The organism is Thioalkalivibrio nitratireducens DSM 14787, assembly GCF_000321415.2.
Classification (GTDB): domain Bacteria; phylum Pseudomonadota; class Gammaproteobacteria; order Ectothiorhodospirales; family Ectothiorhodospiraceae; genus Thioalkalivibrio; species Thioalkalivibrio nitratireducens.
The window spans coordinates 1,339,992-1,365,878 of record NC_019902.2; the positions used below are offsets into that span (position 1 = coordinate 1,339,992).

The following is a 25,887-nucleotide window of genomic DNA, read 5'->3' on the forward strand; positions in this document are numbered from 1 at the left end:
CGCCCCGGAGGTTTCGGGGCGGCCACCCGAGATATTGGATCCATGGCAAAAGAGATCGAGCGCAAGTTCCGGATACTGAACGACTCCTGGCGTTCCGAGGTGCAGGCGTCCCAGCCGATGAGACAGGGTTATCTGTGCGGGAACACGCGTGCCTCGGTGCGGGTGCGCGTCTCCGGAGATCGGGCGACCCTGAACATCAAGAGCGCCACGCTGGGGGTGGAACGCAGCGAGTTCGAGTACCCGGTGCCGCTCGACGACGCGCGCGTGCTGCTCGACGAACTGGCCGGGGCGATCATCGAGAAGTCCCGCCACGAACTGCGCCATGGCGACCACCTCTGGGAGATCGACGAGTTCGCCGGGCTGAACCAGGGGCTGATCGTCGCCGAGGTCGAACTCGGTGACGCAAAGGAGAGCTTCGCGCGGCCCGGCTGGCTGGGCGAGGAGGTCTCGCACGACCCCCGCTACTACAACACCGAACTGGCCCGCCACCCCTATACCCGCTGGTGACCGTGCCGACCGTGTTCGATTCCGCCTGCCGGCGCTGCCCGCGCCTTGCCAGCCATCTCGATGCGGTGCGGGTTTCGCACCCCGATTACCACGCGGCCCCGGTTCCGCCATTCGGACCCGAGCGGGCCCGCCTGCTGATCGTCGGCCTGGCCCCGGGGATGCACGGGGCCAACGCGACCGGTCGCCCGTTCACCGGCGATCATGCCGGCATCCTGCTGTACCGCACGCTGCACGCATTCGGGTTCGCGAACCGGCCGGAGGCGACCGGGCGTGACGACGGCCTGGCCCTGGAAGACTGCCGCGTGACCAACGCGGTCAAGTGCCTGCCGCCGCAAAACCGGCCGACTCCGGCCGAAGTCCGCGCCTGCAATGGATTCCTCGGTGCCGAGATCGATGCGGTGGATCCCCGGATCATCCTCGCGCTGGGGCGCATCGCCCACGATGCAGTGCTGCGCGCGCTGGACCGGCCGCTGCGTGCCCATCCGTTCGCGCATGGTGCCGAACACGACGTGGGGTCCGGACGCACGCTGTTCGATTCCTACCACTGTTCCCGCTACAACACCCAGACGCGGCGCCTCACACCGGCGATGTTCGAGGAATTGTTCGGGGAGATTCGCGCACGGTTATCCTGAAGCCATGAGCGCGACCGAGCACGGCTTCGACCACAAGGCCTTCCTGGCTGCCTGCACCTCGGCCCCCGGCGTCTACCAGATGCTCGACGATGCCGGGACGGTGCTCTACGTGGGCAAGGCCCGGAATCTGCGCAAGCGGCTCGCGAGCTACTTTCGCAGCGCCGGCGAGCGCAGCCCGAAGACGCGCGCGATGGTCGCCCAGATCGCGGACATCCGGGTGGCGGTCACGCACACCGAGGCCGAGGCGCTGCTGCTCGAGGCAAACCTGATCAAGCGGCACCGGCCACGCTACAATGTCCTCTTGCGGGATGACAAGAGTTACCCGTACATCTTTGTTTCCAATCACGAATACCCCCGTCTCGGCTTCCACCGCGGTGCCCGGAAAAAGGGCGTGCGCTACTTCGGGCCGTACCCGTCGGCGGTCGCGGTCCGCGAGACCCTGAACCTGCTGCAGAAGCTGTTCCTGATGCGACAGTGCGAGGACAGCGTGTTTGCCCACCGCAGCCGGCCCTGCCTGCAGCACCAGATCGGGCGCTGCACCGCGCCCTGCGTGGCGCTGATCGATCCCGACGAATACGCGGCCGACGTGCAGGCCAGCGTGCGCTTCCTGGAGGGGCGCAGCGAGCAGGTGATCGGCGACCTCGTCCAGCGCATGGAGGCGGCCTCGGCGGCACTGCAATTCGAACGGGCGGCCCGGCTGCGTGACCAGATCGCGCACCTGCGCCAGATCTCGGAGCAGCAGTACGTGGCGGGCGGCGACGGGGATGCCGACATCTTTGCTTTGGCGCGCGAGGGTGGCGCGGCCGCGGTGCAGATCTTCTTCGTGCGCCACGGGCAGAACCTCGGCAACTCGGTGCGCTACCCGAAACTTCCCGAGGAGGCCGGCGACGACGAAATCATGGCCGCGATCCTGGCGCAGTACTACGCCGAGCGGGAACCCTCGCAACTGGTGCTGGTGTCGCATCGCCCGCAGGAGCCCGAGGGCCTGGCGGCCCTGCTGGAGCAGCGCCGCGGCGGCCGCGTCCGGCTGGCCTGGTCGTTGCGCGGCGATCGGGCGCGCTGGGTGGAGATGGCGCAGCGCAACGCCGAACTTGCGCTGAAGACCCGGCTGGCCGGGCAGGCGGGGCAGCAGTCGCGGCTGCAGGCGCTGGCCGAGGTGCTGCAATTGCCCGAACCGCCGGCGCGGATGGAGTGCTTCGACATTTCCCACACCCAGGGCGAAGGCACCGTTGCATCCTGTGTCGTGTTCGGCCCCGAGGGGCCGCTGAAGTCCGACTACCGCCGGTTCAACATCGCCGGAATCGCCCCCAGCGACGACTATGCGGCGATGCACCAGGCGCTGGACCGCCGTTTCGCGCGACTGAAGAAGGAGGCCGGTCCGCTGCCCGACATCCTGTTCATCGACGGCGGGCAGGGTCAGGTGAACCAGGCCCTCGACGTGCTGCGCAGCCACGGCATCGAGGGCATGCGCGTGGTCGGTGTCGCCAAGGGCCCGGAGCGGCGCGCGGGGCTGGAGACCCTGGTGTTGAGCGGGGTGCAGGGGCCTTCTATACTGCCTGCGCAATCCAGCGCCCTGCACCTGATCCAGCAGATCCGCGACGAGGCGCACCGGTTTGCGATCACCGGACACCGGCTGCGGCGTGCGAAGGCCCGGCGGGAATCCCGGCTCGAAGAGATCCCCGGGCTGGGTCCGAAACGAAGGGGGGCGCTGCTGCGCCATTTCGGCGGGCTGCGTGGCATCTCGCGCGCCGGGGTCGAAGAGTTGGCGAAGGTTCCCGGCATCAGCCACAACCTGGCGCAGGCCATCTACGAAGGATTCCACGAGAACTGAAATGCTGCGCAACCTGCCCACCTGGCTGACCTGGTCGCGCATCGCGATGATTCCGCTGATGGTGGTTCTGTTCTATGGGTTGCCGGATCCGTGGGGCGGCATCGCCGCTGCACTGATCTTCGCGGTCGCCGGCCTTACCGACTGGCTCGACGGTTACCTGGCCCGGCGCCTGGAGGTCACGTCCCGCTTCGGCGCGTTCCTGGATCCGGTGGCGGACAAGCTCATCGTCGCCGCGGCGCTGGTGCTGGTGGTCCACGACGACGCCACCCTGGGCATCGCGGTGGCCGCGATCGTGATCATCGGGCGCGAGATCGCGATCTCCGCGCTGCGGGAATGGATGTCGGCCATCGGAAGCCGCGCGCGGGTGGCGGTCTCGTGGATCGGCAAGGTGAAGACGACCGCGCAGATGGTATCCATCTTCCTGCTGCTCTGGGCGGTGCCGCTCGGCCCCGTCCCCGTGTACCTGCTGGGCGAATGGCTGCTGTACCTGGCCGCCGTGCTCACGCTGATCTCGATGGCCCAGTACATGCTCGCAGCGCGCCGAGGTGCTTGACAGTTTCGCAACAGACGCTATCATTGCGGGCCTGTCGGGCGGGAATAGCTCAGTTGGTAGAGCACAACCTTGCCAAGGTTGGGGTCGCGAGTTCGAGTCTCGTTTCCCGCTCCAGTATCTCCCCAACCCCGGGCCACCGGGGTTTTCTGTTTCGGGCGCGACCTGCACGCGCCACGACGACGCAGCACCCGGCTGGGTGGCAGAGTGGTTATGCAGCGGCCTGCAAAGCCGTGTACGCCGGTTCGATTCCGACCCCAGCCTCCATCTCCCTGTACTACGCTGCCGATGCCGCATATTCCGTAGGCTGTGCCGACAGGCAGTAACTCCTCACAGGCAGTAACTTCTCAATAGATCCGGGCGAGTGAGGGCCTCTGCTGATGGCGGATGTCTGGGTTCACTTGCACAGCACCTGGCGGAACTGCGGATCGAGGATGGAACCAGACGCTGTTCTTCGGCAGGCGGCATTGATGGTGCACGTCCGAGCTTGCCGCGACGCGCGACTTTCACGCTACCCGGCGTCGGGGTGAACGGCGGCGTGGGCGGGAACGGAAACGGGAAAGGTGTCAGCGAGTCGATGGCGCCGAAGTAGACTAAAAACTATATATCCTGTTGACTCATAGATATAGTACGGGTATGGTGTTTAGAAACGATGATGGCGACTGGTGCGCGGGTCGTCAGGTGCTTCCAGACTTTTTCGCTCGCACGGTCGCATGGGTTTGGTGAGAAATCACCAACTCGAACAGGATGATGTGAATGGCTTTCGAAGTGATGTGTCGAGCATCACGAAGTCGTTACGGCGGCGAACCATTGTCAAGGGAGGGATATACCCCATTGACTGGAGCGCTGCTCGCCAGTAAGGTTCGTGGGACCAACGGAGGAGTCTGCCGGCATGATCCGGCGACGCTGGAAACCGCCTGTGGCGCCAGTCGACCACGGAGCACCGACCGGAGGGTCGGAAGGTAGGGGGGATTGGATCTTGGGCATGGAGTACTGGTGGGGGGAGGTGCAGCCTTTGCCCTGACCGGCGCCGGTATACTTGTACTGCACCGGCCGGCAATGCGCATCGGCTTGGTGGACCGGCCGAACCATCGCAAGCGGCACAACGGTGCCGTCCCGCTCACTGGAGGTGTGGCCTTGCTGGCCGCGCTCATCGTCGCCGCGGCGCTGACCCCGGTAAACTGGTGGGCGCTGTGGTCGCTTCCGCTGGGTGTCGTCGTACTCGGATTGCTGGGTCTAGTCGATGACCTGTTCGATATCGGATCGGCCATTCGGCTTCTCGCCCAGCTCGGGGTCGCCTGGGTCATGGCCGTTGCCGGTGTGCAGATCGCCTCGCTCGGAAACCTGCTCGGCACCGGTCCGCTCAACCTGGGATGGATCGGGCCGGCGTTCACCATCCTTTGCGTCGCGTTCATGATCAATGCAATCAACATGATGGATGGGATCGACGGGCTGGCCGGCAGCATCAGCCTGCTGGCAGCCGTGGGCCTTTCCGTGCTGGCGGTATCCGCGGGGATGGGCGGGAAGGCGGCCGCTGGCGTCCTGCTGGCCTCGGGTCTGGCGGCGTTCCTGCTGTTCAACCTGCGCAGTCCCTGGCTGCGCAGGGCTGCGGTCTTCCTGGGAGACAGCGGAAGCATGGTACTGGGGTTCGTGCTGGCCTGGCTCGCGGTGGCGATCACCCAGCCGGCCGCGTCCGGTGTGGCACCCGTTTCGATCGCGTTCCTGCTGCTGCTGCCGGCGGCCGACAGCCTGGGCGTGTTCGTCCGCCGGCTGCGGCGGGGCCGCAATCCGCTCGCGGCCGATCGTACCCATCTGCATCATGTATTGTGTCGGGCCGGTCTGCCGGTGACTACTGTGGTTTTGCTGATCGCGGGAAACCAGCTGGTGCTGGTACTGCTGGCCCTGGCCTGTCATTTCGGTGGGTGCCCGGAGCCCCTGCAATTCGCGATGGTCACGCTGCTGCTGCTGGCCTACGTCGGTTTTTCGCTGAATGCGCATCATTTCCTGCGTGCGATGCTTCGGGGTCGGCGCCGCCGTCTGGCATCGGGCGGCCTGAAGCCCGAGATCGGGTGAGACGATGGTCAATCCCCAGAACGACCCTTTGGAGTTCATCGCGGTACCGGCCACCGGTATGGTGGATGTTCACGCCCATCTGCTTCCCGGAATCGACGATGGTGCGAAGGATCTGCAGCAGGCCCTGAACATGGCGCGGCTGGCGGTTGCCGACGGTACCCGCGCGCTGGTGGTTACACCCCACCACCTCAATGGCGTCTACCGGAATCCGGCGGACTCAGTTCGCGGCCATTGCACCTCGCTGCGTGCGGCGCTGCGCAGCGAGGGGCTCGACCTCGTGATTTTTCCCGGATCGGAATGCCACCTGGTGCCGGAACTGCCCACAGCCCTGGCCGAGGGCAGCGCAATGACCGTGGCGGACCGGGGGCATGCGGTTCTGGTGGAACTGCCGGTGCATAACGTGCCATTCGGGGCCACGGGGATCCTGGAAGACCTGCTCGCGATGGGCCTGCAGCCTGTCATCGCGCATCCCGAGCGCAACGCCGAAGTCGCAGGAAACCCCGATATCCTGGAAGAGTGGGTTTCGATGGGCTGTCTCGGCCAGATCACCGCACAATCCTGCAGCGGTCGTTTCGGTCCGCGCGTGCAGCAGGCGGCCGAGCATATGGTCCGGCAGGGCCTGGTCCAGATCGTCGCATCGGACGCACACCGCGACAGCCGCCGCGTGCCCGAACTGTCGCAGGGGCGGGCACCGATCGAACGCTGGGTGGGCAGCGAAGCGGCACGCCTGATGGCCGAGGATTTTCCCCGGGCATTGGTGGCCGGCGATGCAGTGGATACCCGGCGTCTGGATGACGCACGAAGGCCACCGCGTGCGGCGCGGATTCGGGGCTGGTTGGGCAGGTTGCGGGCCTGAGAGTGTGAATCGGGCGCACGAGGTCAAGCCGCCCAGCCGGTGCTGGAACCCCTACCAAACACAGGGGTAGCCTCGGCCGGCGGCAGCTGGGCAGAATGCCGATAAAGGGTCCAATGGACTTGCATCGGTGACGACGAGCATGTGAATCGGGCATGCACCGGGAAGGATCGATTCAACAAGTGGGAGATGCAGAGCATGAAAACGAAACTGACTTCGGGACTGATGGGCTTCGCGTTCATCGGGCTGACTCTGGCGGCCAGTGGCCCGGCTTTGGCGGGTTCCATCGGAGACCTGGTGGCGCATGATACCGTCCGGATTTCCCAGCAGGGATCCGAAGGCAGCATCAATGTCTCTAGCACCCGCTATGCCTGGTATTCCGGTGATCGGATCGATACCCGCAATGGCCGGGCAGTGCTGGATCTGGATGCAGGCGCCAGTGTCGGCTTTGCAGCCCAGACCCGGGCCTCTCTGGCGCTGGAAGGCAACCGGATCCGGGCAAATCTGGACGCGGGCTCGCTGCTGTACGCGATCCCGGAGCCGGGCCTGAGCCTGCATGTCAGCAGTGGGCCGTACGAGTTCAGTACCACGGGAGACGGCGAGATTGTCCAGGTCAGCGGCTCGGGTTCCGGTTCGTTCGGTATGATCCAGCGGCTGGATGATGGTCAGCTCAAGGTGACCGTGCGCGAAGGCACCGTCACCGCGCGCGATGCTTCCGGCAATGTCTACTACCGCGTCGGGGCCGGGGAACGGGTGACGTTTTCCGCCGATGAGCCCGGTCTGATCCAGGCGCAAGTGGAGGCCGCGGATCCTGGTGCTGCGGGCGCGGCCGGTGGCGGAGCCGGAGCGATCGGACGTGGGCTGGGCCTGGCATTCCTCGGAGGTGGCCTGGCAGTCGTCGGCGGAAGTGCCGCCGCGAGTTCCACTTCGGATCCGGATCCTGTCAGCCCCTGACGCTTGGGTCATTGAAACAGTGCGCCCGTTCCTCGGGGGTTCGCCGGGGGGCGGGCGCCATGCGCCCGGGGTTCCCGAGCGCTTCAGGTATGGTAATGCGGGCGGCTTAACCGGGCGCGCAAGGAGTCATGATGAACGGGTTGGTGTGTTTTCCCTCTGCAGCGCGGGTGCTTGCGCTGGCTTTCCTGGCCATGGTCGTCTTGATGACTGGCTGTGCCAGCCATCCCAGCAGCAACGGCGAGGCCTCGTCGGCAGCCGATTTCCAGCAACAGGTCGCGAACGAGGCCCGGATCCAGGACGTGAACGAGCAGCTCCTGGCGCTGGCCGCCGAGAGCGGGATAGGGGGCGGCGTGTATCGCGTCGGCGCAGAGGATCAGATCCAGGTGGATATCTTCGGCGTACCCGAACTTTCGCGGGAGTACCGCGTGGACGGAAGCGGCAGGATCATGATGCCGCTGATCGGGGCGGTTGCCGTTTCCGGGCTGACGCTGGACGAACTGGAGGCAGTGGTTGCAGAGAAGTACGGCGAATCCTACCTTCGCAGCCCGCAGGTCAGCGCCCGGGTCACCGAGTTTCGCAGCCAGCAGTTCACCGTGGTCGGGGCCGTGTCCAACCCTCGGGTGTATTCGGTGAGCCGCCAAACGACGTTGATCGAGGCGCTGGCGATGGCCGGCGGTGTGACCGACGCAGCCGGCGATACCATCTACCTTACCGATCGTGTGCGTGACCCCGAATCCGGCGCGTTGCGGGTACGTACCCTGTTGGTACCGGTGGACGATCTGATGCGCCACGCCAGCGAGAACAACGTGGCGCTCGGTGAATCGGCGCTGATCAACGTACCCCGTGGCGGCTTCGTGTACGTGGAGGGCGCGGTGAACCGGCCGGGCGCGTTTGCGCAGCGCGGTAACACCACCGTGCTGAAGGCGTTGGCCGAAGCCGGGGGACTGAAGTTCGAAGCCAATAAGTCGTCGATGCGGATACTGCGCCGTTCCATCGACAGTGGCACGTGGGAGCATCTGGAAGTGAACTATGCGGAGATCCGTGACAACCCGGATCTGGACATGCCGCTGGAAAACGGGGACGTCGTCGTGGTCGAGACCGATGGTTTCAAGGCGGGCTGGGCCGGATTCTGGCGCAATGCTGCCGGGCTGGCACTGCTGGGCTTCCGCCCCCTGTAAGGGCGCAATGCCGATGTTGCGAAAGGCGCAGCCGCATCTGCGGCATCGGTGGATGTTTTCTGCTGTAATCGAGGCAAGTCATGGCTTCTGACAAGGACAAGGAACAGGACCGGCCGGTCCACCATCTCAAGCCGGTCAGCGGGGCCGGCGGACAAGTGACCGTTTACGATCCCCACGTGTCCGTGCCCGAGGACGATGACAGCATCGACCTGCGCGAATACTGGCGGATCCTGGTCAAACGCAAATGGGTCGTGTTCGGCCTGCTGGCGATCGTGCTCACGGCCACCACGATGGGAACGTTGCTGATGGTTCCGGAATACCGCGCCGAGGCGACGGTGCAGATCAAACCCGAAGGGGGACGGATCCTCGCCTACGAGGATTTCGAATCCTCCGCCCGCGGTGCCGCCGGGAATCAGCAGTTCCTGACCACGCAGTACGAGATCCTGCGCAGCCGCTCGCTGGCCGAGGCGGTGGTGCGGCGCGAGGGACTTCAGGATCATCCGGAACTGACCGGCGAAATACGCCAGCGCAGCGTGATGGGCGAAATGCGCGAACTGGCCGGCATGCTGCTGGCGGCGATCCGTCCGGCCGCGGGCGGGGAGCACGACGTATCCGATGCCGCGCCCTCGGATCCAGTCCGTGCCGCTGCGAAGCACCTGAGGGACCGCATCGAAGTGCAGCCGGTACGCAACTCGAACCTGGTGCAGGTCAGCGTAGTGGGTTTCGACCGCGAGTTCTCGTCGCGCCTCGCCAACGCCGTGGTGCGCGAGTACATCGAAGGCACGATGCAACGCCGCTACGATGCCGGCAGCGAGGCGCGCAAGTTCCTTCAGACCCAGCTCGACGAGATGCGCATCGCGCTGGAAAGATCCGACCGCGCACTGGCCGATTTCGCACGCGACGCGCATGTATCCGACCTCGCCGAGAACATGGAGATGGCCCGCGCGGGGCTGCGCAGCCTGAGCGAGCGGCTCGACGATGTGCGCAACGAACTCGTGCAGCTCGCCGGTTGGCGCGAACTCGTGCAGCAGGGGCGGATCGATCACCTGGATCCGGTGGCGAACAGTGCCACGATCGCCGATCTGCAGACGCGACTGCTCGACGCCAGCGCCGAGTATGCCAGCCTGTCGGAACGCTTCCTCGACAGCTATCCAACGGTAGCGGAGACGCTGCGGCGTATCGAACTCCTGCGCGCCGAGATCGCGGCCGAGAAACAGAAAATTGCGGACGGCATCCTCGGGCGCTTCGAGACGCTGCGCGCGCAGGAGGCCGCGCTCGAGCGCGCAATTGCCGAGCGCGAAGAACGGATCATGGCCATGAATGAGCAGGGCGTGCAGTACAACATCCTGCGCCGGGAGTTCGAGACCAACCAGGAACTCTACGACGGCCTGCTGCAACGCATGAAGGAGATCGGCGTCGCGGCCGGGATCCAGGAGAACAACATCTCGGTGATCGACGAGGCGCGTACGCCGGCTGCGCCATTCAAGCCGGTGTTGGGCAAGAACCTCGCCATTGCTTCGATGCTCGGGCTGATGGTCGGGATCGGGCTGGCGTTGTTGCTGGAGTTCCTCGACAGTACCATCCGGCGCACCGAGGACGTGGAACGCCTCGTAGACCGGCCGGTGCTCGGGCTCGTGCCACTGGTGCGGCCGCGCGAACGTGGCGGCAGCCGGCGGAAGAATTCGAAAGGCACCGACCGCTCGCTCAGCCACTACAGCGCAGAGCATCCGCAGTCATCGGTGTCGGAGGCCTACCGTTCGCTGCGCACCAGCCTGATGTTCGCCACTCCGGAGGGAATGCCGAAGGTGCTGCTCGTGACCAGCGCTTCGCAGAGCGAGGGCAAGAGCACTACGGCGGCCAATCTCGCGACCGTGCTCGCACAGAACGGGGGCCGTGTGCTGCTGATCGACGCCGATCTGCGCAAGCCCTCGTTGCACCGGGACTTCGCCAAGCCGCGGTCTCCCGGGCTGACGAACTGCATTGCCCAGGCTAACCAGGGTCGCATCGTCGATGGGCCCGCCATCCATGAATCCGATGTGGATGGCCTATGGTTGATGCTGGCCGGCCATTCCACGCCGAGCCCCGCCGAGCTGCTCAGTTCCAGCCGCCTGGGCAAGGTGCTGGCGGACTGCAGGCAGGATCTTCGACCATGTCGTCGTGGATGCGCCGCCGATCCTGGGATTAGCGGATGCGGTGATTCTGTCGCGGATCGTCGACGGTGTGATTCTGGTGGCGGCCTCGGGCCAGACCGGAAAGGAGAGCTTCCGGGTCGCGATCCGGCGGTTGAACCAGGTGCAGGCGCCGGTGCTGGGGGTCGTACTCAACCGAGTCGACCTCGAAAGCCCCGACTACGCGTACTACTCGTCGTATTACTACAATTACGAAAGCAGCCGGGAGCAGCTGGATGTTCCGAAGCCGGGTTTGAGCAAGGCGTCCTGACGTCGGCGGCACGACAATGAACCTCCGCGCACTGCGCGGCTTGGTGCTACCGCTGGCCGGGCTGCTGGCGGCGGGTATTGCATGGGCCGAATACCGCGGGCTGCGCAGCGTCGACCCGCAACAGCCGGCACAGAGCCTCACGGCACTGCAGGCGAGCGTTCCCTGGGGCGGGCTGGCCGGGCGGCAACTCGCTGCGTCGCTGGAGCCCCAGTGGCGTCGCGACCCGCCCGCGGTCGCCGGGGCCCTTGCCTGGCATTTGCAACGCTACCCGCTGGACCCCTGGCGTTGGGCCGATCGTGCCCGGCTCGCGCGCCTGCAGGGTGCCGACACCGAAGCCGTGCTGGCGCATTTGGATGCGGCGCTCGCGGCGCAGCCGCGCAATCGCGAGTTGCTGTGGCGAGCGGCGACGATTACCCAGCAGTTGGGCCGCGTTGATCGCACGGAAGAACACCTGCGTGGCTGGCTTGAGGGGCAACCCGCCGGTACCCATCGGGCCCTGTTCGTCGCCATGCGCTGGATCGACGACCCGGCGCAGTTGCTGGACCGCATTCTGCCGCCCGGTGAGCCGTACCTCGAAGCCGCCATTGCATTTTCCCGTCAGCACGGGCGGATGGATCTGGCGATGGAGGCGTGGGAACGCTTGCCGAGGCCGCGGACGCCCGGCGATCGAGGCCTGCTCGATTTCGTCGATCTGGCCCTGGCGCAGGGCGAGCACGAGCGCGCGGCCTCGGCCTGGGCCGAGACCTTCCCGGATTACCGGTACGGGGCGGTCCCGAATGCCGATTTCCGGCACGATCCGGTCAGCCCGCATGGGCTGCACTGGCGTATGCGCGTACCGACCGGTGCGCAGGCGGTGCGCGACCCGGAGCGCTATTACAGCGAGCCCGCGAGTCTTCGCCTCGACTTCGACGGAGCCGAAAACCTGCGCTTGACCGCTCCTGCGGTGCGAATCCCGGTGCCGGCAGGCGTCGAGCGCTGGATCGTCTCCGGCCACTGGCGGGCCGCGGGACTCACTACACGTGCGCTGCCATATCTTTCGGCCTGGGCCGATGGCGGGAGAAGGGTGCGGGTGGACGTTCCGGGATCCGAATTCGAGTGGCAGCCGTTCCGGGTGGAACTCGACACCCCGGAGGGCGGTAGAATGCTCAATTTACAGCTTCGGCGTGACCCGCCATCCCGCGACTTCGACCGCTACCTGGCGGGCCGGCTTTGGTTGGATGCACTGCGCGTCGCACCGGCGCCCTTGCAGGCGATGGATTCGGATGAGCCCTGAACACCCAGCAACCCGCGGCGGCCCGAGTGTCGGGGATTGGCGTGCCCCGCCGGTTGACGGTGTGTCGTGTGTTCAGCCTGACACACAGGCGCTTGGTCTTGCCCGCCGGGCCGGGACGATCCCGGCGGCGGCAAGGTCGCCCGTTCACGTTCCTGCACACGGTCTCAGCCCGCTGCAGGGCCCCGACGCCGTCCCGTCACGCATTCGAACGGATCGTTGAGCTACCCATGCATGCCTCCGATGACCACCTGCAGGCCCTCGCCAGCCGCCTTCGGCAAGGTATGGCGTTGTGCTTCGACGACCGCGAACTCGACGCCGTGCTGGCCTGGATCGCTGCCGGTGATACCGGTACCGCGGGACCCCTGGGCGAGCACCTGGGGCCGGCCCAGGCCGACCCCGAACTCCTGCGCCGGGTCTTCGAACAACTCGACCGGCAGATCTTTCTGGATGGATCGCTGCGGGAGGAGGCTGCCGGGGTCGGGCAACGGCTCACGGTCGAGCAGCGGCGTGCCCGTTACCGCCGTCTGATGGCGGCCTTCCACCCGGACCGCCACCCCGAACTGGCGCATTGGGTGACACCGCGATCCCAGGCCATCCACCAGTCCTACGCACGCTTTCGGCGAAACGCCGCGGCCGGTGCGCCGCCGCAGACGCAGGCCATGCGCCCGTGTGGGGAACCCGTCCCGACGGTCCGCCGCCGATGGCGCCGGATTCACTTCGGACCCGGACTGCTGGTCCTGCTCCGCGGCCAGTTGGGCCAGGTGCGCAACCTGCAAGCCAAGATCCTGATCCTGGTCGCGATCGTGGCCTTCCTCCCGGTTCTGCACATCTACCTGACCCAGGGCCCGGCCCGCGGGGCACTGCCGGAGTCCGGCACCCGCCAGCTGACCGCCGGCCCGGAGCCGCAGGCGGTGGAACGTGCCCCTGCGGTCCGAGACGGCATCTCCGGCGTCGATCGCTCATCGGCCGGAAGCCAGCAAGCGATTTATGACCGGAACGCCTCTGCGGCGGATCGATACAAAGAACAGGACAGCGCGGATCCCGGGCAGCCGGAGTCGTTTGAAAGCACAAGGGCAGCAGTTGCCCCGCAACGGCAGCTGAATCCCGGCGCTGATGACCCAATGTTGGGCGGCGCTCGGGATACAACAGAGTTGTCGCCCCTATGGAAGCCCCCTTCCATCCTGCACGTTGCCCATTTGTCCGGCGGCGTTTCGGCACGGATCCGCGCGATTTCCGGTACGGGGCTCTCCAGGCCGTTGCATTCATCCAGCCTGTTCGCGGCGGGAAACGCAGGGGGAGGCGCAATCGGTCCTGGTGCGGTTACGGCGAGCCCGGCATGGACCGTAGCGCCTCCCGCACCGGGCGCGACCGCCGTCTCGAGCGTGCCGGATCCAGCCTCCGAGCGGGTTCTGTCTGTACCCGAATCGCTCGTCGCGCTCGGGCCCCCTGTGTACCCGGATGCGGGTACCGCCGCCCGTGCGTCCATTCGCTCGGGCACACGATCTGCGGCACCACCGGACGACGGACGACAGGAAGCCGCCTCGGCACTGGACACAACTGGAAGCCGCGACACGCCGGAGGCCGCCGTTGAACCCCCCGTGGCTGTCTCCTTCCTGGAATGGACCGGCGCCGTGGATCGAGATAGACCCGGCGGTCCGATCGGAACGGAGGTGGGGGGCGTCGCAGGGGCCCAGGATCGAGGTCTTGCACCACGGTACGCCGCACAGCTCAAGGTCTGGTCGGACCCCGTCACGCTTGGCGCCGAGCCTCGCGAGCGGCACAGGCCCGATAGCCCCGCCCCTGCCCGTGTCCCCGAGCCGAGCAAGCCGCGCGCGCCGGCCCCGCAGCAGCCGGATCGCCCCGAACACCGCGTGGATGCGCCGGCCGAAGTCGCCAGTAACCGCGAACCCAGCGCACGCAGCGCGGTCTTGCCGGGGTGGGATACCAACCGGCCTGCCCCGATCGCGGACGCGCCCGTCTCGGCGCCGCAGCCTCCGGCCACCGCCGGTGTGCCGGAGCCACTCGGTGTGGATCCGATCGCGGCGACGACCACGACAACCTCGCGGGCGACGTGGCGAAGCACCACCGCCGAAACGGCCCCTTCGGATGGGCGTTCGCAGGCAGACCCGGTGGCACCCGTGCTCCCGCCACCGCCGCCGCCCCGGCCGGACAGCGCCCACCGGCGGCCGCCATCAGCGGCGGAGCCGTCCGCACCGACGCCATCCGGTGCGGTGGCTGTGGCCCCGGCTGTGAGCGTCGAGCAGCAGATCCGAGCGCTGATCGAGGGTTACCGCAATGCCTTCGAGCAGGGCGATCTCTATAGTTTTCTCCAGCACCTCACGTTGTCGCCCACCGAGAACGCGAACTACGGCCGGAGCTGGTTCGTAAAGCATTACCTACAACTCTTCCAGCGCTCGCAGGCTCGTGTGCTGCGGGTGGGGATCTCAAGCATCCAGCCGGAGGCGAACGGCTGGCTGGTCCAGGCCCGGTTCGAACTCGAGGTCGATTACCCGAACCGACCACTGGTTCGGGCCAGCGGACCGATCCAATATCGCATCCTGAACGAGTCCGAGGAATGGCGGATTGACAGCATCCAGTACTGACGCGGTCCCGCGTCGGCGGCGCAGGCGGCAGGGCCGCCACACCGAGCGGTCCGCCGGCACGGGCGTCTGGGCTGCGACTCTCGCGCTCGCGCTCGCGGCGCTCGCGCTGCCGCTGATGCTGGGCAACCGTATCCCTGAGGCGATGACGGCCAGCCTGCTGTTGATGACTTCCGCGTCGCTGCTCGCGGGTATCCTCGCGATGCTGCCGCTGCAAGGCGCCCTGGCCCTGCCGTCGCGCAGCTGGCTGGCATTCGGAGGTGCCTTCAGCGCGCTGGTGCTCGTTCAGGTGCTGCCGTTGTCAGCGCTCGCGGACGTGTTCGGCGCGTACCCCGACGCGCTCTGGCAGCATCCGGCATTCGAACCGCGGCATTGGTCGCCCGACGTCGGTGCGACCCTGCGGGGCTGGGCTGCCTTCGTCGCGCTGTTCACCGCCGCGTGGATTGCCCATGGCCTGTGCCGCGCCCAGCGCCATTTGCTCTGGCTCGGGCTGGTAGGCATGGCGCTGTTCCAGGCGGGCTACGGCGTCGCCGCGCACGCGGCCGGCACCGACAGCATCTTCGGTGTCTGGCCGCGGAACAACCCGGACTTCGTGCACGGGAGCTTCAGCAACCGGAACCTGTTTGCGGCCTACCTGGCGCTGCTCTGGCCGCTCTCGGTAGCGGTGTGGTGGATCCGCGACATGCCGCTGCTAGGGCGACTCCCGAAGGAACTGAAGGTTGCCGGCAGCCTGATGGCCAGCGCGGTGATCGGCGCCGCGCTGCTGGCCAGCGCCTCGCGCCTTGGCAGCGCCGCGGGGATGGCCGGGATGCTGGTGGCGCTGATCCTGTGGTCGCGGCATCGGCACCTGCTGCACGCCCACACGGCCTGGCCGGCGTACCTGGCGCTTGCGGCCGCGCTGCTGGCCGCGGCCTGGTATGGTCTAACCCCCCTTGCAGCACGCCTGCTGGCCACAGGCATTGATGACGGGCGCTTCGAGGTGGCCGCGCTGATGCTCGCAGAATTCCCCTGGCAGTGGTATCTGCACGGGGTGGGGCTGGGCGGGTTCGAGGCCGTATTCAAGCAGTTCCAGCCCGGACACATCAGCGGTTGGTACGACTACGCGCACAACGACCTGCTGCAATGGCTGGTGGAAATGGGGTTTGCGGGACTGCTGCTGCTGGCAGTGGTGGTCGGGGCCCTGTTCCGTTCCGCACATCTGAGCACCGAGCGCATCGCCCTCTACGCCGGGCTCGCCGCGCTGTCCATGGTGGGCCTCGGCGACTTCAGCTGGCACATCCCGGCCACCCAGTTCACGCTCGCGCTGTTCATCGGAACCCTGCTGCGCCGTCCCCGCTACGGCCTGTCACCCATCCGCCAAGCTGGCACGCCATCCTACGGCCCGTTGCGGACCTGAAGTCGTGGACCTGCTCGCAACCTGACGCGGGGTGGGTGTACGCCATCATTGTGAGGCCGGATCAGCACGAAAAATCCATGATTCGGAAATTGCAGGCCTCCGCAGTCATCGCGAGGCGCGGAGCCGTCGGCGCAGCACGACGTGGCGGTGCATACGCCGGTGGTTTTTCGTGGGGCCTCTTGGGTTGCTCGCGTCGCTCGCCCGACACGCGCCACCAGTCGTGCAGATGTCTAACGCCCTCCGCTCGCGGTGGCAGCCGCGGTCGAGCAGCGTTTCACTCGCCGCGCAGCCTCCGTTGTAAGGAGCCCGTAGGGCGGAGGGGGAGCATGGATGACTCCCTGTACTCGCCGTTCGGGCCCGCTTCAGCTGCTTTGGGTCTGGTGACATCGCATTCCCCGTCGCCGCCACTGGTCCTGAAATCCACATGGGACCTGGATCGGCAACAATCCGGGGCCAGCAGGAACGCGGCAGAGCCCGGTAATGAGTCGGGCATTCAGCTGCGCGAGTGAGGGATGGCGCGCCCGGAAGGATTCGAACCTCCGACCACCTGGTTCGTAGCCAGGTACTCTATCCAACTGAGCTACGGGCGCGTTGTGCAGGCGCGCATTATCGTGGTCTTCGGCCGGGGATGCAAGTCCCGGTTCGGCCCCGCAGGACCTGCGGTCACGGTATTTGTGGCGTCGCTGGCAGGCTCGGGTCACCTGGCTGCTGTCAAGGGCGATGCCCAAGACTTTTCATGGATCCTGATTATCACGAAACCTCCGCAGCGAGTGCGACGCCGTGCTGCGTCGGTCGTCATTGCGAGCGTAGCGCGGCACTAATGCGCGCAGCGCATTGAACAGCCGAAGGCTGGCCCGCAGGGTGAGCGCAGCGAATAATCCAGGCGGCGCGGGGGGGACCATCGCCCTCTGGATCGCCACGTCCCGCCACGCTGCGCTCGCGGCTAAAGGCTTCGCTCCTCGCGATGACGCTGGTTTCGATGATGGCCCGTTCCAATTTGCGGAGCTTCCGTGATAATCAGGTCATGGATTGCGATGCGATCCATGGGGTCTTCGGGTCAGGGTCGCCCTAATCGAAACCGGGAGGTTCGTTCAACCCGACGAGGGTTTCGGAATCGGGCCGTACGGGGAGCTGCGTACCTGGTCGTGCTCGCGCATGCGGTAGTGCACGAACTTCGCGACGTCGTGGAAGTGCATGAAAGGGTTGCCCTGCGCCTGTTCGTCGAGAGTCGAGGTCGGCGTCTCGGCGTAGTTGTGCCCGGGATGGATGCAGGTATGCCGGGGCAGGCCGGTGCGCAGGTCGTTCAGCGTGTGGAACATCTGCTCGGGATCGCCGCCGGCCAGGTCGCAGCGCCCGCAGCCGAAAACGAACAGGGTGTCGCCGGTAATCAGATCGTCGCCTGCCGGAAGGCGGTAGCAGGCGGAGCCCGGGGTGTGGCCAGGGGTGTGCAGGATGCGGATCTCGGTGCTGCCGAGCCGGAGCACGTCGCCGCCGTGGTGCAGTTCGGGGCGGGCGAGGGCCCGGCCCCAGAAGTCGGCCTCGGATTTCAGCAGGTGCAGCCGGGCGTTCGGCGCGGACTCCAGAACCCGCTCAATGCCGTTGATGTGATCGTGGTGGCTGTGGGTCAGCAGCAGGTCGGTGATCTGCAGGCCTTTGTTCTCGGCCAGCGCGATGATCTCTTCGGGCTCCCAGGCCGGGTCGACGACGCCGGCCCGGCCGCTGGCGATGTCCTCGATCACGTAGATGAAGTTTTCCATCGGCCCCAGTTCGAGGGCGTGGATGCGGTAGGGCAGGTTAGGGCGTGTGGCGCTCATCGTGGGTGGGCCCCGTCGGCTCGATGCTTCGGAACCTCGAGGGTCACGCAAAGCGCCCCGCGGATGCAAGGCTTCCGCGTATCGCGGCGCTTGGGACATGGCGACACCGGCCCGTTGGAACGGGCCGGTGTCGCGCCGGGGTACCGGGGTGTGTCCTAGCTGAACGCCTGGCCGGGGCTGACGCCCATCTTTTTCAGGATCAGCGCCAGCGGGCAGAATCCGGTGAAAGCGGACTGGAGAAGGTTCAGGCCCACGAAGGCGGTGAGCAGCAGCCACGCGGGGCTGACCAGCCAGGCGAGCAGGGCGCTCAGGAGGACGACGGTACCGGCGACGGCAAGAACGAGTTGATCGATGCGCATGGGATTACTCCTGATCAATATTAGATGCACCTAATGTACGCAAGCATGATGCGCACTGCAAGCAGCCCTACGCTTTGAACGCATGATCGGCACGCGCCGCATGCGAAGGGGGCGCGGGTCGTTCTTCAGCGGTTCTCGATCGACACGTAGTTCCGCTCTTTGTACCCGGTGTAGAGCTGGCGCGGACGCCCGATTCGCGATTCGGGATCCTGCATCATCTCGTTCCAGTGCGAGATCCAGCCGACCGTTCGCGCCAGTGCGAAGATGACGGTGAACATGTTCAGCGGGATGCCCATCGCGCGCAGGATGATGCCGGAGTAGAAATCGACATTCGGGTAGAGTTTACGTTCGATGAAGTATTCGTCCTCGGTTGCGATCTTCTCGAGCTTCAGCGCGACCTCGAACAGCGGTTCGTTCTCGCCGCCCATCTCGGCCAGCAGCTTGTGGCACATTTCGCGGATGATCTTCGCGCGCGGGTCGTAGTTCTTGTACACGCGGTGGCCGAAGCCCATCAGCCGGAACGGGTCGTTCTTGTCCTTCGCGCGGGCGACGAACTCCTCGACCTTCTTGCCGCTGTGCACGATCTCTTCGAGCATGATCACGACCTTCTCGTTCGCGCCGCCGTGCAGCGGGCCCCAGAGCGAGGCGATGCCGGCGGAGATCGCCGCGAACGGGTTGGCCTCGGAGCTGCCCGAGAGGCGCACGGTGGACGTCGACGCGTTCTGTTCGTGGTCCGCGTGCAGGATCAGGATCAGGTCCAGCGCGCGGACGAACGTCGGGTTCGGTTCGTAGGTGCCGGTGGGAACGCCGAACATCATCGCCAGGAAGTTCTCGGTGTAGGAGAGCCGGTTCTTCGGGTACATAAACGGTTGCCCGTTCGCGTATTTGTACGACCAGGCGGCGATGGTCGGCATCTTCGAGATCAGTCGGTGTGCGGAGATCTTGCGGTGCTCGGGGTTATGCACGTCAGTGGCGTCGTGGTAGAACGCCGAGAGCGCCCCGACCACGCCGACCATGATCGCCATCGGGTGCGCATCGTGCCTGAAACCGTCGTAGAAGCCGCGCACTGCCTCGTGCAGCATCGAGTGCTCCTTGATGATCCGCGAGAACTGGTGCAGTTCGTCGGAGCTGGGCAGTTCGCCGTTCAGCAGCAGGTAGCACACCTCCAGGTACGTGCTCTGTTCCGCCAGCTGTTCGATCGGGTAGCCGCGATAGAGCAGAGTGCCCTCGTCGCCGTCGATGAAGGTGACGCCGCTGCTGCAGCTGGCGGTCGACAGGTAGCCTGGATCGTAGGTGAAGTAGCCCAGTTCCTTGTACAGCGTGCGGATGTCGATGCAGTCGGGGCCGTGACTGCCTTCGTGCACGGGCAGTTCGATGCTTTTGCCGGTCGTGTGGTCGGTAAGCGTTACGGTTTTCGAAGTCATATGGGCTCCTTCCGTGTCCTGGTCCGTAGACCGACGGTTCGCAGCAGGTCAGTGTAGTGTCTTGCTGCGTGCACTGCACCATTACGTTTCGGATGCGCTTCAAATATCTAGGCTGAGGTAGCCGGCCAGCTCGCGGCTCGACATCACGTGGCAGTAGATCCGGTTGATCACTTCGAGTTCGTGCCGGTGCAGCGCCTCGGTGCCGGCCGCGCAGCCGTCCTCGACCAGCAGCACGTTGAAGCTCTCGTCGGCCAGGCTGCGCACCGTCGACGACACGCACTGGTCGGTATAGATGCCGGCCACCACCACGTTGCGAATGCCCATGTTGTGCAGCACCAGCCGCAGGTTGGTGCCGGTCAGCGCACTGTCGGTGGTCTTGGTGACCACGACCTCGTCGGGGGTCGGCGCGACCTCGGGCGCGATCTGCCCGTCCTCGCTGTGCAGCGGCATCAGCAGGTCGTTCCAGCCCGGCAACTTCTGGCTCAGCGACCGGTCGCGTCCGTCTTCCAGCAGGCAGGCGATACGGGCATGAAGCACGTCGATGCCCCGGCGGCGAAAGGCGTCCTGAAGTACGCGCAATGTGGGCAGCACGGTGCCGCGCATGCGCCGGTGGAATGCCTCCCACCGGGCCCGTTCGTGCGGGTCGTCGTGGAGTTTCAGGCCGTAGTTCTGCACGTCGATGCACAGCAGCGCGGTTTTTCTAGGGTCCAGTACCGGATCCTCGGGTTCGGGGTCATTCGCGTAGTAGAAGGAACGGTGGTCGGTCTTCCAGTTCATCGGGCGGCCCTCGTCGCTCGCGGTCTGCCGGGGCCCTCCAGTCTGATGCAGGTCGAGTCCCGGGACAATTGCGCACGGGCAGGGCCTGAAGGAAGATCGACGGGCCGCGACGACTGTCCCTGTCACCCGGCTCGGCGGCGGCGTAGTCCCGGGGTGGAAGAGACGCAATGGTGAAATACATCGGCAGACACTGGCGCGGCGAACTCGGTCTCGCGGTGGCCTTCTGGGTCAACTTCGTCGGGCTGAACCTGCTCCTGCTCGCCGGCCGCCCGCTGGTCGAGCAACTGTTGGGGTCCATGACCCTGGACGACGATCCCAGGCTGGTGGCCCGCTTGGCGGTGCTGCATGTCGCGTTCGTCTACGGACTGCTCTACCCGTGGCAGGTCGTCGGGGTGTGGCGGGCCGCTGCCCGGCACATGGCCGCGTTGTGGGGCCGCGTCTGGGGCCTGAGCGCCCGGGCGGTTCTGGTGTTGAGCGTGACGGGAACCGTGGTGACGATGACACTGGCCGCCCCGGCCTATCGCGATATCCTGACGATCGCCTTCGGTCCCGACCGTTACGGGAGCTTCACGGTCACCCGGGTCGGCGAAGGTGAGCTGATCCATTTCGAGGGCTACCTCGGATACGGCGCCGCCCGCGAACTGCGACGGGTGCTGCGCAACGAGCCGGAGGTGCAGGGGATCATTCTGGACAGCCAGGGTGGCTGGATTGCCGCGGGTCGTAGCGTCGGCCGGGTGATCGAGCACCACGGGCTGGATACCTATTCCTTCGACGGTTGTCATTCCGCCTGCGTAACGGCATTCGTTTCGGGCGGGAAACGGTATCTGGCTGACGAGGCGCGACTGGGTTTTCACCAGTATGCCGTGCCCTTCGGCGGCCTGGAGGCGTTGTCGGACATGGGGCTCGAGCAGCAACGGGATCTCCAGCATTTCCGCAGGCAGGGGGTGAACCCGGCATTCCTGGCCCGGCTGTTCCAGGCCGGACACGACGAGGTCTGGTACCCGAGCCAGCGGGAATTGCGCGAGGCGGGCGTGATCCACGACGTGCTGCGCTCGGAGGAACTGCTGTTCGGTCGCGCGCTCCATCCCCGGACAATGCACCCGAACCGTCCGCGTAATGTGCGGTACGTGGCGTTACGCCGAAGCCGTCGGGACGTCAGGTCGCGTGTGTGCGTTGCCGGTGGCGGCGTGGCGACGGGTCACGTGCTACCGGCACACGCTATGGAGTGACGGGGGACAGGTCCACGCGGAGCGGTTCGGTATCCGTGGCCCAGACTCCCGCTTCGAGCGTGCGGCCGTCCGCATCGAGCACCAGGTAGCTGCGGTGACCGTGGTGCTGCAGCATGCGGGTGAGCGTCTGCAGGCCGGCTGCGTCGTTTGCGCTGACCACCACGGTGCGCGTTCCGGGCAACGTCCACATCCGGGCATGGCCACTGCGTGCGATCCCCGGCGCCGGTTCCGCGATGCCGGTTCGGGCCATCCAGTCGGCCACATCGCGGGTGCCGCCGATCACCAGCAACGGTGCATCTTCCCGAAACGCCTCGGCCCGCTCCGGGCTGCGGTTCAGGATCGCCCGCGCAAAGGGTTCGAGGCCGTCCTGGGTGGTGAGGAGGCGGGTATCGGGATGCAGGCTTGCGGTGCGCAGGATCGGGGGCGGATTCGACAGTCTTCGGAGCAGCTCGAAATCCGGGTCGGCGGTCACAGCGGTCGCCGGTGCGTCCAGATCGACACTGAACGTCGAGCGGCGCTCGTCCAGCGTGACCAGTGAACGGTGCGGGCCGTCGCGGGTGTCGATCACTACCGGTACCCGCAGGGGCCAGGGAGGCTCGGACTGCACCTGCTCGAGCACAGCGTTCAGCGTCCACCGGTCGACGTCGCGCGCCTGCGAGACCGAGTGCAGGGCCAGTTCCGGCAGGCCCGGCCGGTTGACCCAGGTGGTGAAAAACGGGCGCAGGTCTTGCCCCGCCGCGTCGCTGAACGCATCCGCGAGGTCGGTCCAGCCGGCCTCTTCGAACAGGTGGCGGTCGCGCAGCAGTCGGGCGCCTTTGTCGAAGTCCGCGGCGCCGATCTTCTCGCGCAACATGTGGAACATCAGAGCGCCGCGGTTGTAGCCTACGATCCGGGTTGCCCCCTGGTTGCCGCCCCGGAACGACACGAGCGGGCGATCGAGTTGCGGCGGCAAGGCGGCGAGGTCTAGGAGCCAACGGTAGCGGGTCTCGCGATCCCGACCGTGCAGTTCGTCCAGGTGGTAGTCCGCCATGAAGGTGGTCAGCGCCTCCGACCAGTTCCCGGTCGGGTAATCCACGCGCACGCCTGTGCCCCACCAGCTGTGCATCAGTTCGTGGGCCAGCGACGTCCGAGGGATGAAGGGCAGCGGAATCACGCGTTCACCCAGCAGCGTGAACCCGGGAAAAGCAAAGCCGACGGGCATCGGAGACGCGGCGATCGTGAAGCTCTGGTAGGGGTAGGGTCCGGCCCGCTCGCTGAACATCGCCAGGTATTCTGCCGTGTGGTCCAGGTAGGTGGAGGCATGGGCGGCGTCGAGCGATTCGGGAAACAGCGTGCGCACGCGTACGCCGTTCACCAGCATAGTGCGCTCCTGCCAGGGTCCGGTGGCGACAACGATGCCGTCGGTTCGAGGGTGTTCGTAGACCGACGAACGCCGCCCGTTTTGCAACTCGGGTTCACCGAGCAACGACCCTGTGGCGACGGCGCGCTGGTGATCCGGTACGCGGACCCGGATACGCAGGCGGAACACATCCATGCCATCGAAGCGTGGGTACCAGCCGGCATCCGGGGGCAGGAATCCGCCGTCGGGAGCCAGGAATCCGCGGGTGTCAGTGGGCATCTCGCCCTGCCAGCCAAGATGGAGTATGCCGGCTTCCGGCAGGTGGATCCGGTAGCGATCGCCACCTGCGTGGCTCACCTGCGGCTGATGGCCGCCGATCAGTGCGTGCGCGGGCTCTAGACCCGCGTCCAGGCGGAACCGGTGGTCGCCTGCCGGCAGATCGACCGACAGCTCGCCGTCGACGGTACCGCGATCGGGATCCAGGTGGACGTCCATGTTCAGTGCCGGGGGGGCGGCCGACGCAGTCGCCGTCAGCAGGAGCAAGACCTGCAGTACCGTCAGCAGCAAGAGCCATGAGCGTCTGTCGGCGCGCATCGTAATGTCCTCGGAGCTTGTGGAGATCGCTTCTGCCGTCGCGCTGGGATTCCGGAACCGGATCCGCTGGGCGGGGCGTGCCGAAATCGGCGCGCGTGGCCGGGCTGCGCAGGCGGATTTCTTGATCCGCGCAACGTTGCCGGACGCGTTCAGGAATCGCAGCGGCCGACACCGGAGCAGCTTCACGGCTTCAGTCGACCCGCGCCGGGAAACGCGCCAGCACCTCGCGCGTTTCGCCGTCGCGCAGCACGGTCAGCGGGAGAATGGTTCCGGGTGCCTGGCGGCGGATGATCGCGACCAGATCCCCCGGGAGTTCCAGGTCAAGGCCCGCGGCGGCCGTCAGGATGTCATCTGCCTGCAGTCCGGATGCGTCGGCGACCGAGTCGGGCTGCACGGAGTGGACGCGCACTCCGGCCGGGTCGGGCTCGATCCGTACACCGAGTAGCTGCGGTGGCCGCGGTTCGTGTGCGGTTCCCGGCACGACGCCGAAGATCGCGTCGGCGATTCCGGGTTCCGGTGCGCTGCATTCGGCGTTGCTGTTCCAGGGCAGCAGGGTGCGTTGGTGTTCGAGGCCGATGCCCAGATCGGCCAGCTGGTGGGGTACGCCGTAACGATATTGCAGGTGCCCCGAACCCATCAGCCCAACCACGAGTGGATAGTCTTCGGCCGCATCGGCGAGGCCGGCAGCCATCGCGCGGTCCCAGACCAGCTGGCCCGCAACAAAGCGATCCAGGTCAGGGTCGTCCATGGCGCCGGCCGGATGCTCCTGCAGAACAGCGTCGAGATAGTCTCGATAGGCCTCGGTGGCCGGCGCAGGTGGTGAAATTCCGTGCCGCTGCTCCGGCGCAATGGCTTCCCACCCCTCGGAGGCGAGACGCCGGACCAGCGAGCGTTCCAGGTTGATCGCCAGCAGGGGTACTCCATGCATGCGTGCGAAGTGCAGAATCGGGAGGTACAACTGCGGATCGAAGCCCCAGGCCTGACTCCAGTTGCTCTGCTCCAGAAAATCCGGTTCGTCCAGTTCGCCCCCGACCCAGGCGTCGAGCGCCGGCTGCGCCTCGCGTGGCAGCATCTCCAGGCCAATCGCCATCCCGGGCCTGAGGGCATGCAGGCCTGCGAGGGTATGCAGCTGCCAGCGGTGATGTTCCATCCGGTCATGCGTTTCGCCCAGCAGTACGATGCGGGGCTGTTCCAGATCCAGGAACAACTGGTCCGTGGCCAGCGGGTTTCCGTCGCCGCTGAGCCATTGCCCCGGGGCGGGGCAGCCGGCGGCCGCGTGACCCGAGGCGAGGATGGCGAGCACGACGAGGCCGGACAGCGGGCCGGCACGACGAATTCTGCGAGTCATGGGGTGGCTCCAGGCACTGGCAATGGCCTTGGGAGTCGTCGCGAAGCAGGGAAGTTCGATCGGCCAGCCTGGGCTGGCGATTCGGGCGATCGGCCGGGGCCTGCATGCCGCATCGGTGCCGGCCAGGTTGGCCGGCACCGGAGGTGAAGGCTCAGGATTCGGGTGGCCCTCCCATGCTCTTCTTGACCAGAAAAATCAGCAGCCCGACGATGACCAGAACCGACGCGCCTAGCGCGGCGATCGTCAGGTAAACGATCACATCACCATACTCCATGCACTTCCCCCTTTATGACAGTTGACCAGTGTCAAGCATAGGCCTGTAGCCACAGCAACGGCAAGGGATTCATTTCGGCGCGATGCCAGACGTGTGCGCCGGGGCCGGGAGCGAAGGGATCGGAAGCGGCGCCGTCCGGGACCATGCCGGAGAATTGCGGGCCGGCGTGCGCTCAGGGGGCGGCGCGTGCAAGCTGGTGCAGGACCAAGACCTGTGGATACGGACACGGCGCAATGGCCGTCGGGTACGAATGCTTTGACACCGGCCGGGAAGGCGGTAGAATCTGCAGCCTGTCCGAGACAGGCGCGTAGCTCAGCTGGTTAGAGCACCACCTTGACATGGTGGGGGTCGTTGGTTCGAGTCCAATCGCGCCTACCAAACAGCAAACGAAAGCGGCAACCCGTGGGGAACCCCGGGTTGCCGCTTTCGTTTTCGTTGGGGCC

At 66.5% G+C, this 25,887-nt stretch carries 21 protein-coding genes and 4 tRNA genes; 16 read left to right on the forward strand and 9 right to left on the reverse strand.

The features are described 5' to 3' along the window. Window positions 1-42 precede the first annotated feature (42 nt). The 12 genes from TVNIR_RS06435 to TVNIR_RS06490 all read left to right on the forward strand — a co-directional run bounded on the left by TVNIR_RS06435 (window position 43) and on the right by TVNIR_RS06490 (window position 12,290). Entirely contained in the window at window positions 43-507 is a 465-nt protein-coding gene (locus TVNIR_RS06435; protein ID WP_015258183.1) for a CYTH domain-containing protein, read from the forward strand. Window positions 508-509: 2 nt separating this feature from the next. Beyond that, the gene (locus TVNIR_RS06440) at window positions 510-1,139 is read left to right on the forward strand and encodes a uracil-DNA glycosylase (RefSeq protein WP_418081351.1); all 630 of its coding nucleotides are present in this window, start codon (window positions 510-512) and stop codon (window positions 1,137-1,139) included. A gap of 4 nt (window positions 1,140-1,143) precedes the next feature. Next, window positions 1,144-2,970, forward strand: a complete 1,827-nt coding sequence (gene uvrC / locus TVNIR_RS06445) for an excinuclease ABC subunit UvrC (protein ID WP_015258185.1) — start codon at window positions 1,144-1,146, stop codon at window positions 2,968-2,970. Window position 2,971: 1 nt separating this feature from the next. Further along, a complete protein-coding gene (pgsA, locus tag TVNIR_RS06450; RefSeq protein ID WP_015258186.1) occupies window positions 2,972-3,523 on the forward strand; it encodes a CDP-diacylglycerol--glycerol-3-phosphate 3-phosphatidyltransferase in 552 nt (183 codons plus the stop codon). Between the two features lie 38 nt (window positions 3,524-3,561). Further along, window positions 3,562-3,637 (forward strand) — tRNA-Gly (locus TVNIR_RS06455). A 76-nt stretch (window positions 3,638-3,713) separates the two neighbouring features. After that, a tRNA-Cys gene (locus tag TVNIR_RS06460) sits at window positions 3,714-3,787 on the forward strand. A gap of 864 nt (window positions 3,788-4,651) precedes the next feature. After that, a complete protein-coding gene (locus TVNIR_RS06465; protein ID WP_237251800.1) occupies window positions 4,652-5,593 on the forward strand; it encodes an MraY family glycosyltransferase in 942 nt (313 codons plus the stop codon). A gap of 4 nt (window positions 5,594-5,597) precedes the next feature. Then, a complete protein-coding gene (locus TVNIR_RS06470; RefSeq protein ID WP_015258188.1) occupies window positions 5,598-6,449 on the forward strand; it encodes a tyrosine-protein phosphatase in 852 nt (283 codons plus the stop codon). 195 nt (window positions 6,450-6,644) lie between these two features. Beyond that, a complete protein-coding gene (locus TVNIR_RS06475; RefSeq protein ID WP_015258189.1) occupies window positions 6,645-7,400 on the forward strand; it encodes a hypothetical protein in 756 nt (251 codons plus the stop codon). Between the two features lie 131 nt (window positions 7,401-7,531). After that, window positions 7,532-8,578, forward strand: coding sequence for an SLBB domain-containing protein (locus tag TVNIR_RS06480; protein WP_015258190.1), 1,047 nt, complete (start codon window positions 7,532-7,534; stop codon window positions 8,576-8,578). Window positions 8,579-8,658: 80 nt separating this feature from the next. Next, window positions 8,659-11,037, forward strand: coding sequence for a GumC family protein (locus TVNIR_RS06485; RefSeq protein ID WP_015258191.1), 2,379 nt, complete (start codon window positions 8,659-8,661; stop codon window positions 11,035-11,037). After that, window positions 11,034-12,290: a hypothetical protein gene (locus TVNIR_RS06490; protein WP_015258192.1), complete on the forward strand. Its 1,257-nt coding sequence runs from the start codon at window positions 11,034-11,036 to the stop codon at window positions 12,288-12,290. The genes TVNIR_RS06485 and TVNIR_RS06490 overlap by 4 nt, the downstream gene beginning before the upstream one ends. A 221-nt stretch (window positions 12,291-12,511) precedes the next feature. Here the strand turns inward: TVNIR_RS06490 and TVNIR_RS20525 are convergent, their stop codons facing one another. Continuing rightward, window positions 12,512-12,859: a hypothetical protein gene (locus TVNIR_RS20525; protein ID WP_237251764.1), complete on the reverse strand. Its 348-nt coding sequence runs from the start codon at window positions 12,857-12,859 to the stop codon at window positions 12,512-12,514. A 1,668-nt stretch (window positions 12,860-14,527) separates the two neighbouring features. Here TVNIR_RS20525 and TVNIR_RS20530 point away from each other — a divergent pair. Both TVNIR_RS20530 and TVNIR_RS06500 read left to right on the forward strand, forming a co-directional pair. Continuing rightward, window positions 14,528-14,893, forward strand: coding sequence for a Cif family virulence factor (locus tag TVNIR_RS20530; RefSeq protein WP_043739470.1), 366 nt, complete (start codon window positions 14,528-14,530; stop codon window positions 14,891-14,893). Then, the gene (locus TVNIR_RS06500; RefSeq protein ID WP_237251765.1) at window positions 14,874-16,286 is read left to right on the forward strand and encodes an O-antigen ligase family protein; all 1,413 of its coding nucleotides are present in this window, start codon (window positions 14,874-14,876) and stop codon (window positions 16,284-16,286) included. Before TVNIR_RS20530 ends, TVNIR_RS06500 begins: the two co-directional genes overlap by 20 nt. A 513-nt stretch (window positions 16,287-16,799) precedes the next feature. On the opposite strand, the gene TVNIR_RS06505 is transcribed toward TVNIR_RS06500, so the two are convergent. From TVNIR_RS06505 to TVNIR_RS06525, 5 genes are all read right to left on the reverse strand, one after another. Next, window positions 16,800-16,876, reverse strand: a tRNA-Arg gene (locus TVNIR_RS06505). A gap of 501 nt (window positions 16,877-17,377) precedes the next feature. After that, a complete protein-coding gene (locus TVNIR_RS06510; RefSeq protein ID WP_043739471.1) occupies window positions 17,378-18,100 on the reverse strand; it encodes an MBL fold metallo-hydrolase in 723 nt (240 codons plus the stop codon). Between the two features lie 155 nt (window positions 18,101-18,255). After that, window positions 18,256-18,459 (reverse strand): YgaP family membrane protein, encoded by a 204-nt coding sequence (locus tag TVNIR_RS06515; protein WP_015258196.1) that lies wholly within the window; start codon window positions 18,457-18,459, stop codon window positions 18,256-18,258. A 125-nt stretch (window positions 18,460-18,584) separates the two neighbouring features. Next, window positions 18,585-19,883 carry a citrate synthase gene (locus TVNIR_RS06520; RefSeq protein WP_015258197.1) on the reverse strand — a complete coding sequence of 433 codons (1,299 nt, stop codon included), beginning with the start codon at window positions 19,881-19,883 and terminating at the stop codon, window positions 18,585-18,587. A 99-nt stretch (window positions 19,884-19,982) separates the two neighbouring features. Beyond that, window positions 19,983-20,660, reverse strand: coding sequence for a cysteine hydrolase family protein (locus TVNIR_RS06525; RefSeq protein ID WP_015258198.1), 678 nt, complete (start codon window positions 20,658-20,660; stop codon window positions 19,983-19,985). Between the two features lie 167 nt (window positions 20,661-20,827). Here TVNIR_RS06525 and TVNIR_RS06530 point away from each other — a divergent pair, with 167 nt between their 5' ends. After that, complete coding sequence (locus tag TVNIR_RS06530) at window positions 20,828-21,889, forward strand: COG3904 family protein (RefSeq protein ID WP_015258199.1); 1,062 nt, start codon at window positions 20,828-20,830, stop codon at window positions 21,887-21,889. On the opposite strand, the gene TVNIR_RS06535 is transcribed toward TVNIR_RS06530, so the two are convergent. The 3 genes from TVNIR_RS06535 to TVNIR_RS21015 form a co-directional block, all read right to left on the reverse strand. Next, the gene (locus TVNIR_RS06535) at window positions 21,879-23,822 is read right to left on the reverse strand and encodes a M1 family metallopeptidase (RefSeq protein ID WP_015258200.1); all 1,944 of its coding nucleotides are present in this window, start codon (window positions 23,820-23,822) and stop codon (window positions 21,879-21,881) included. The genes TVNIR_RS06530 and TVNIR_RS06535 overlap by 11 nt on opposite strands. Window positions 23,823-24,012: 190 nt before the next feature. Further along, window positions 24,013-25,170: a ChaN family lipoprotein gene (locus tag TVNIR_RS06540; protein WP_015258201.1), complete on the reverse strand. Its 1,158-nt coding sequence runs from the start codon at window positions 25,168-25,170 to the stop codon at window positions 24,013-24,015. A gap of 151 nt (window positions 25,171-25,321) precedes the next feature. After that, the gene (locus TVNIR_RS21015; RefSeq protein WP_015258202.1) at window positions 25,322-25,444 is read right to left on the reverse strand and encodes a hypothetical protein; all 123 of its coding nucleotides are present in this window, start codon (window positions 25,442-25,444) and stop codon (window positions 25,322-25,324) included. Between the two features lie 301 nt (window positions 25,445-25,745). Between TVNIR_RS21015 and TVNIR_RS06545 the strand changes: the two genes are divergently transcribed. Further along, window positions 25,746-25,822 (forward strand) — tRNA-Val (locus TVNIR_RS06545). Window positions 25,823-25,887: the final 65 nt, after the last annotated feature.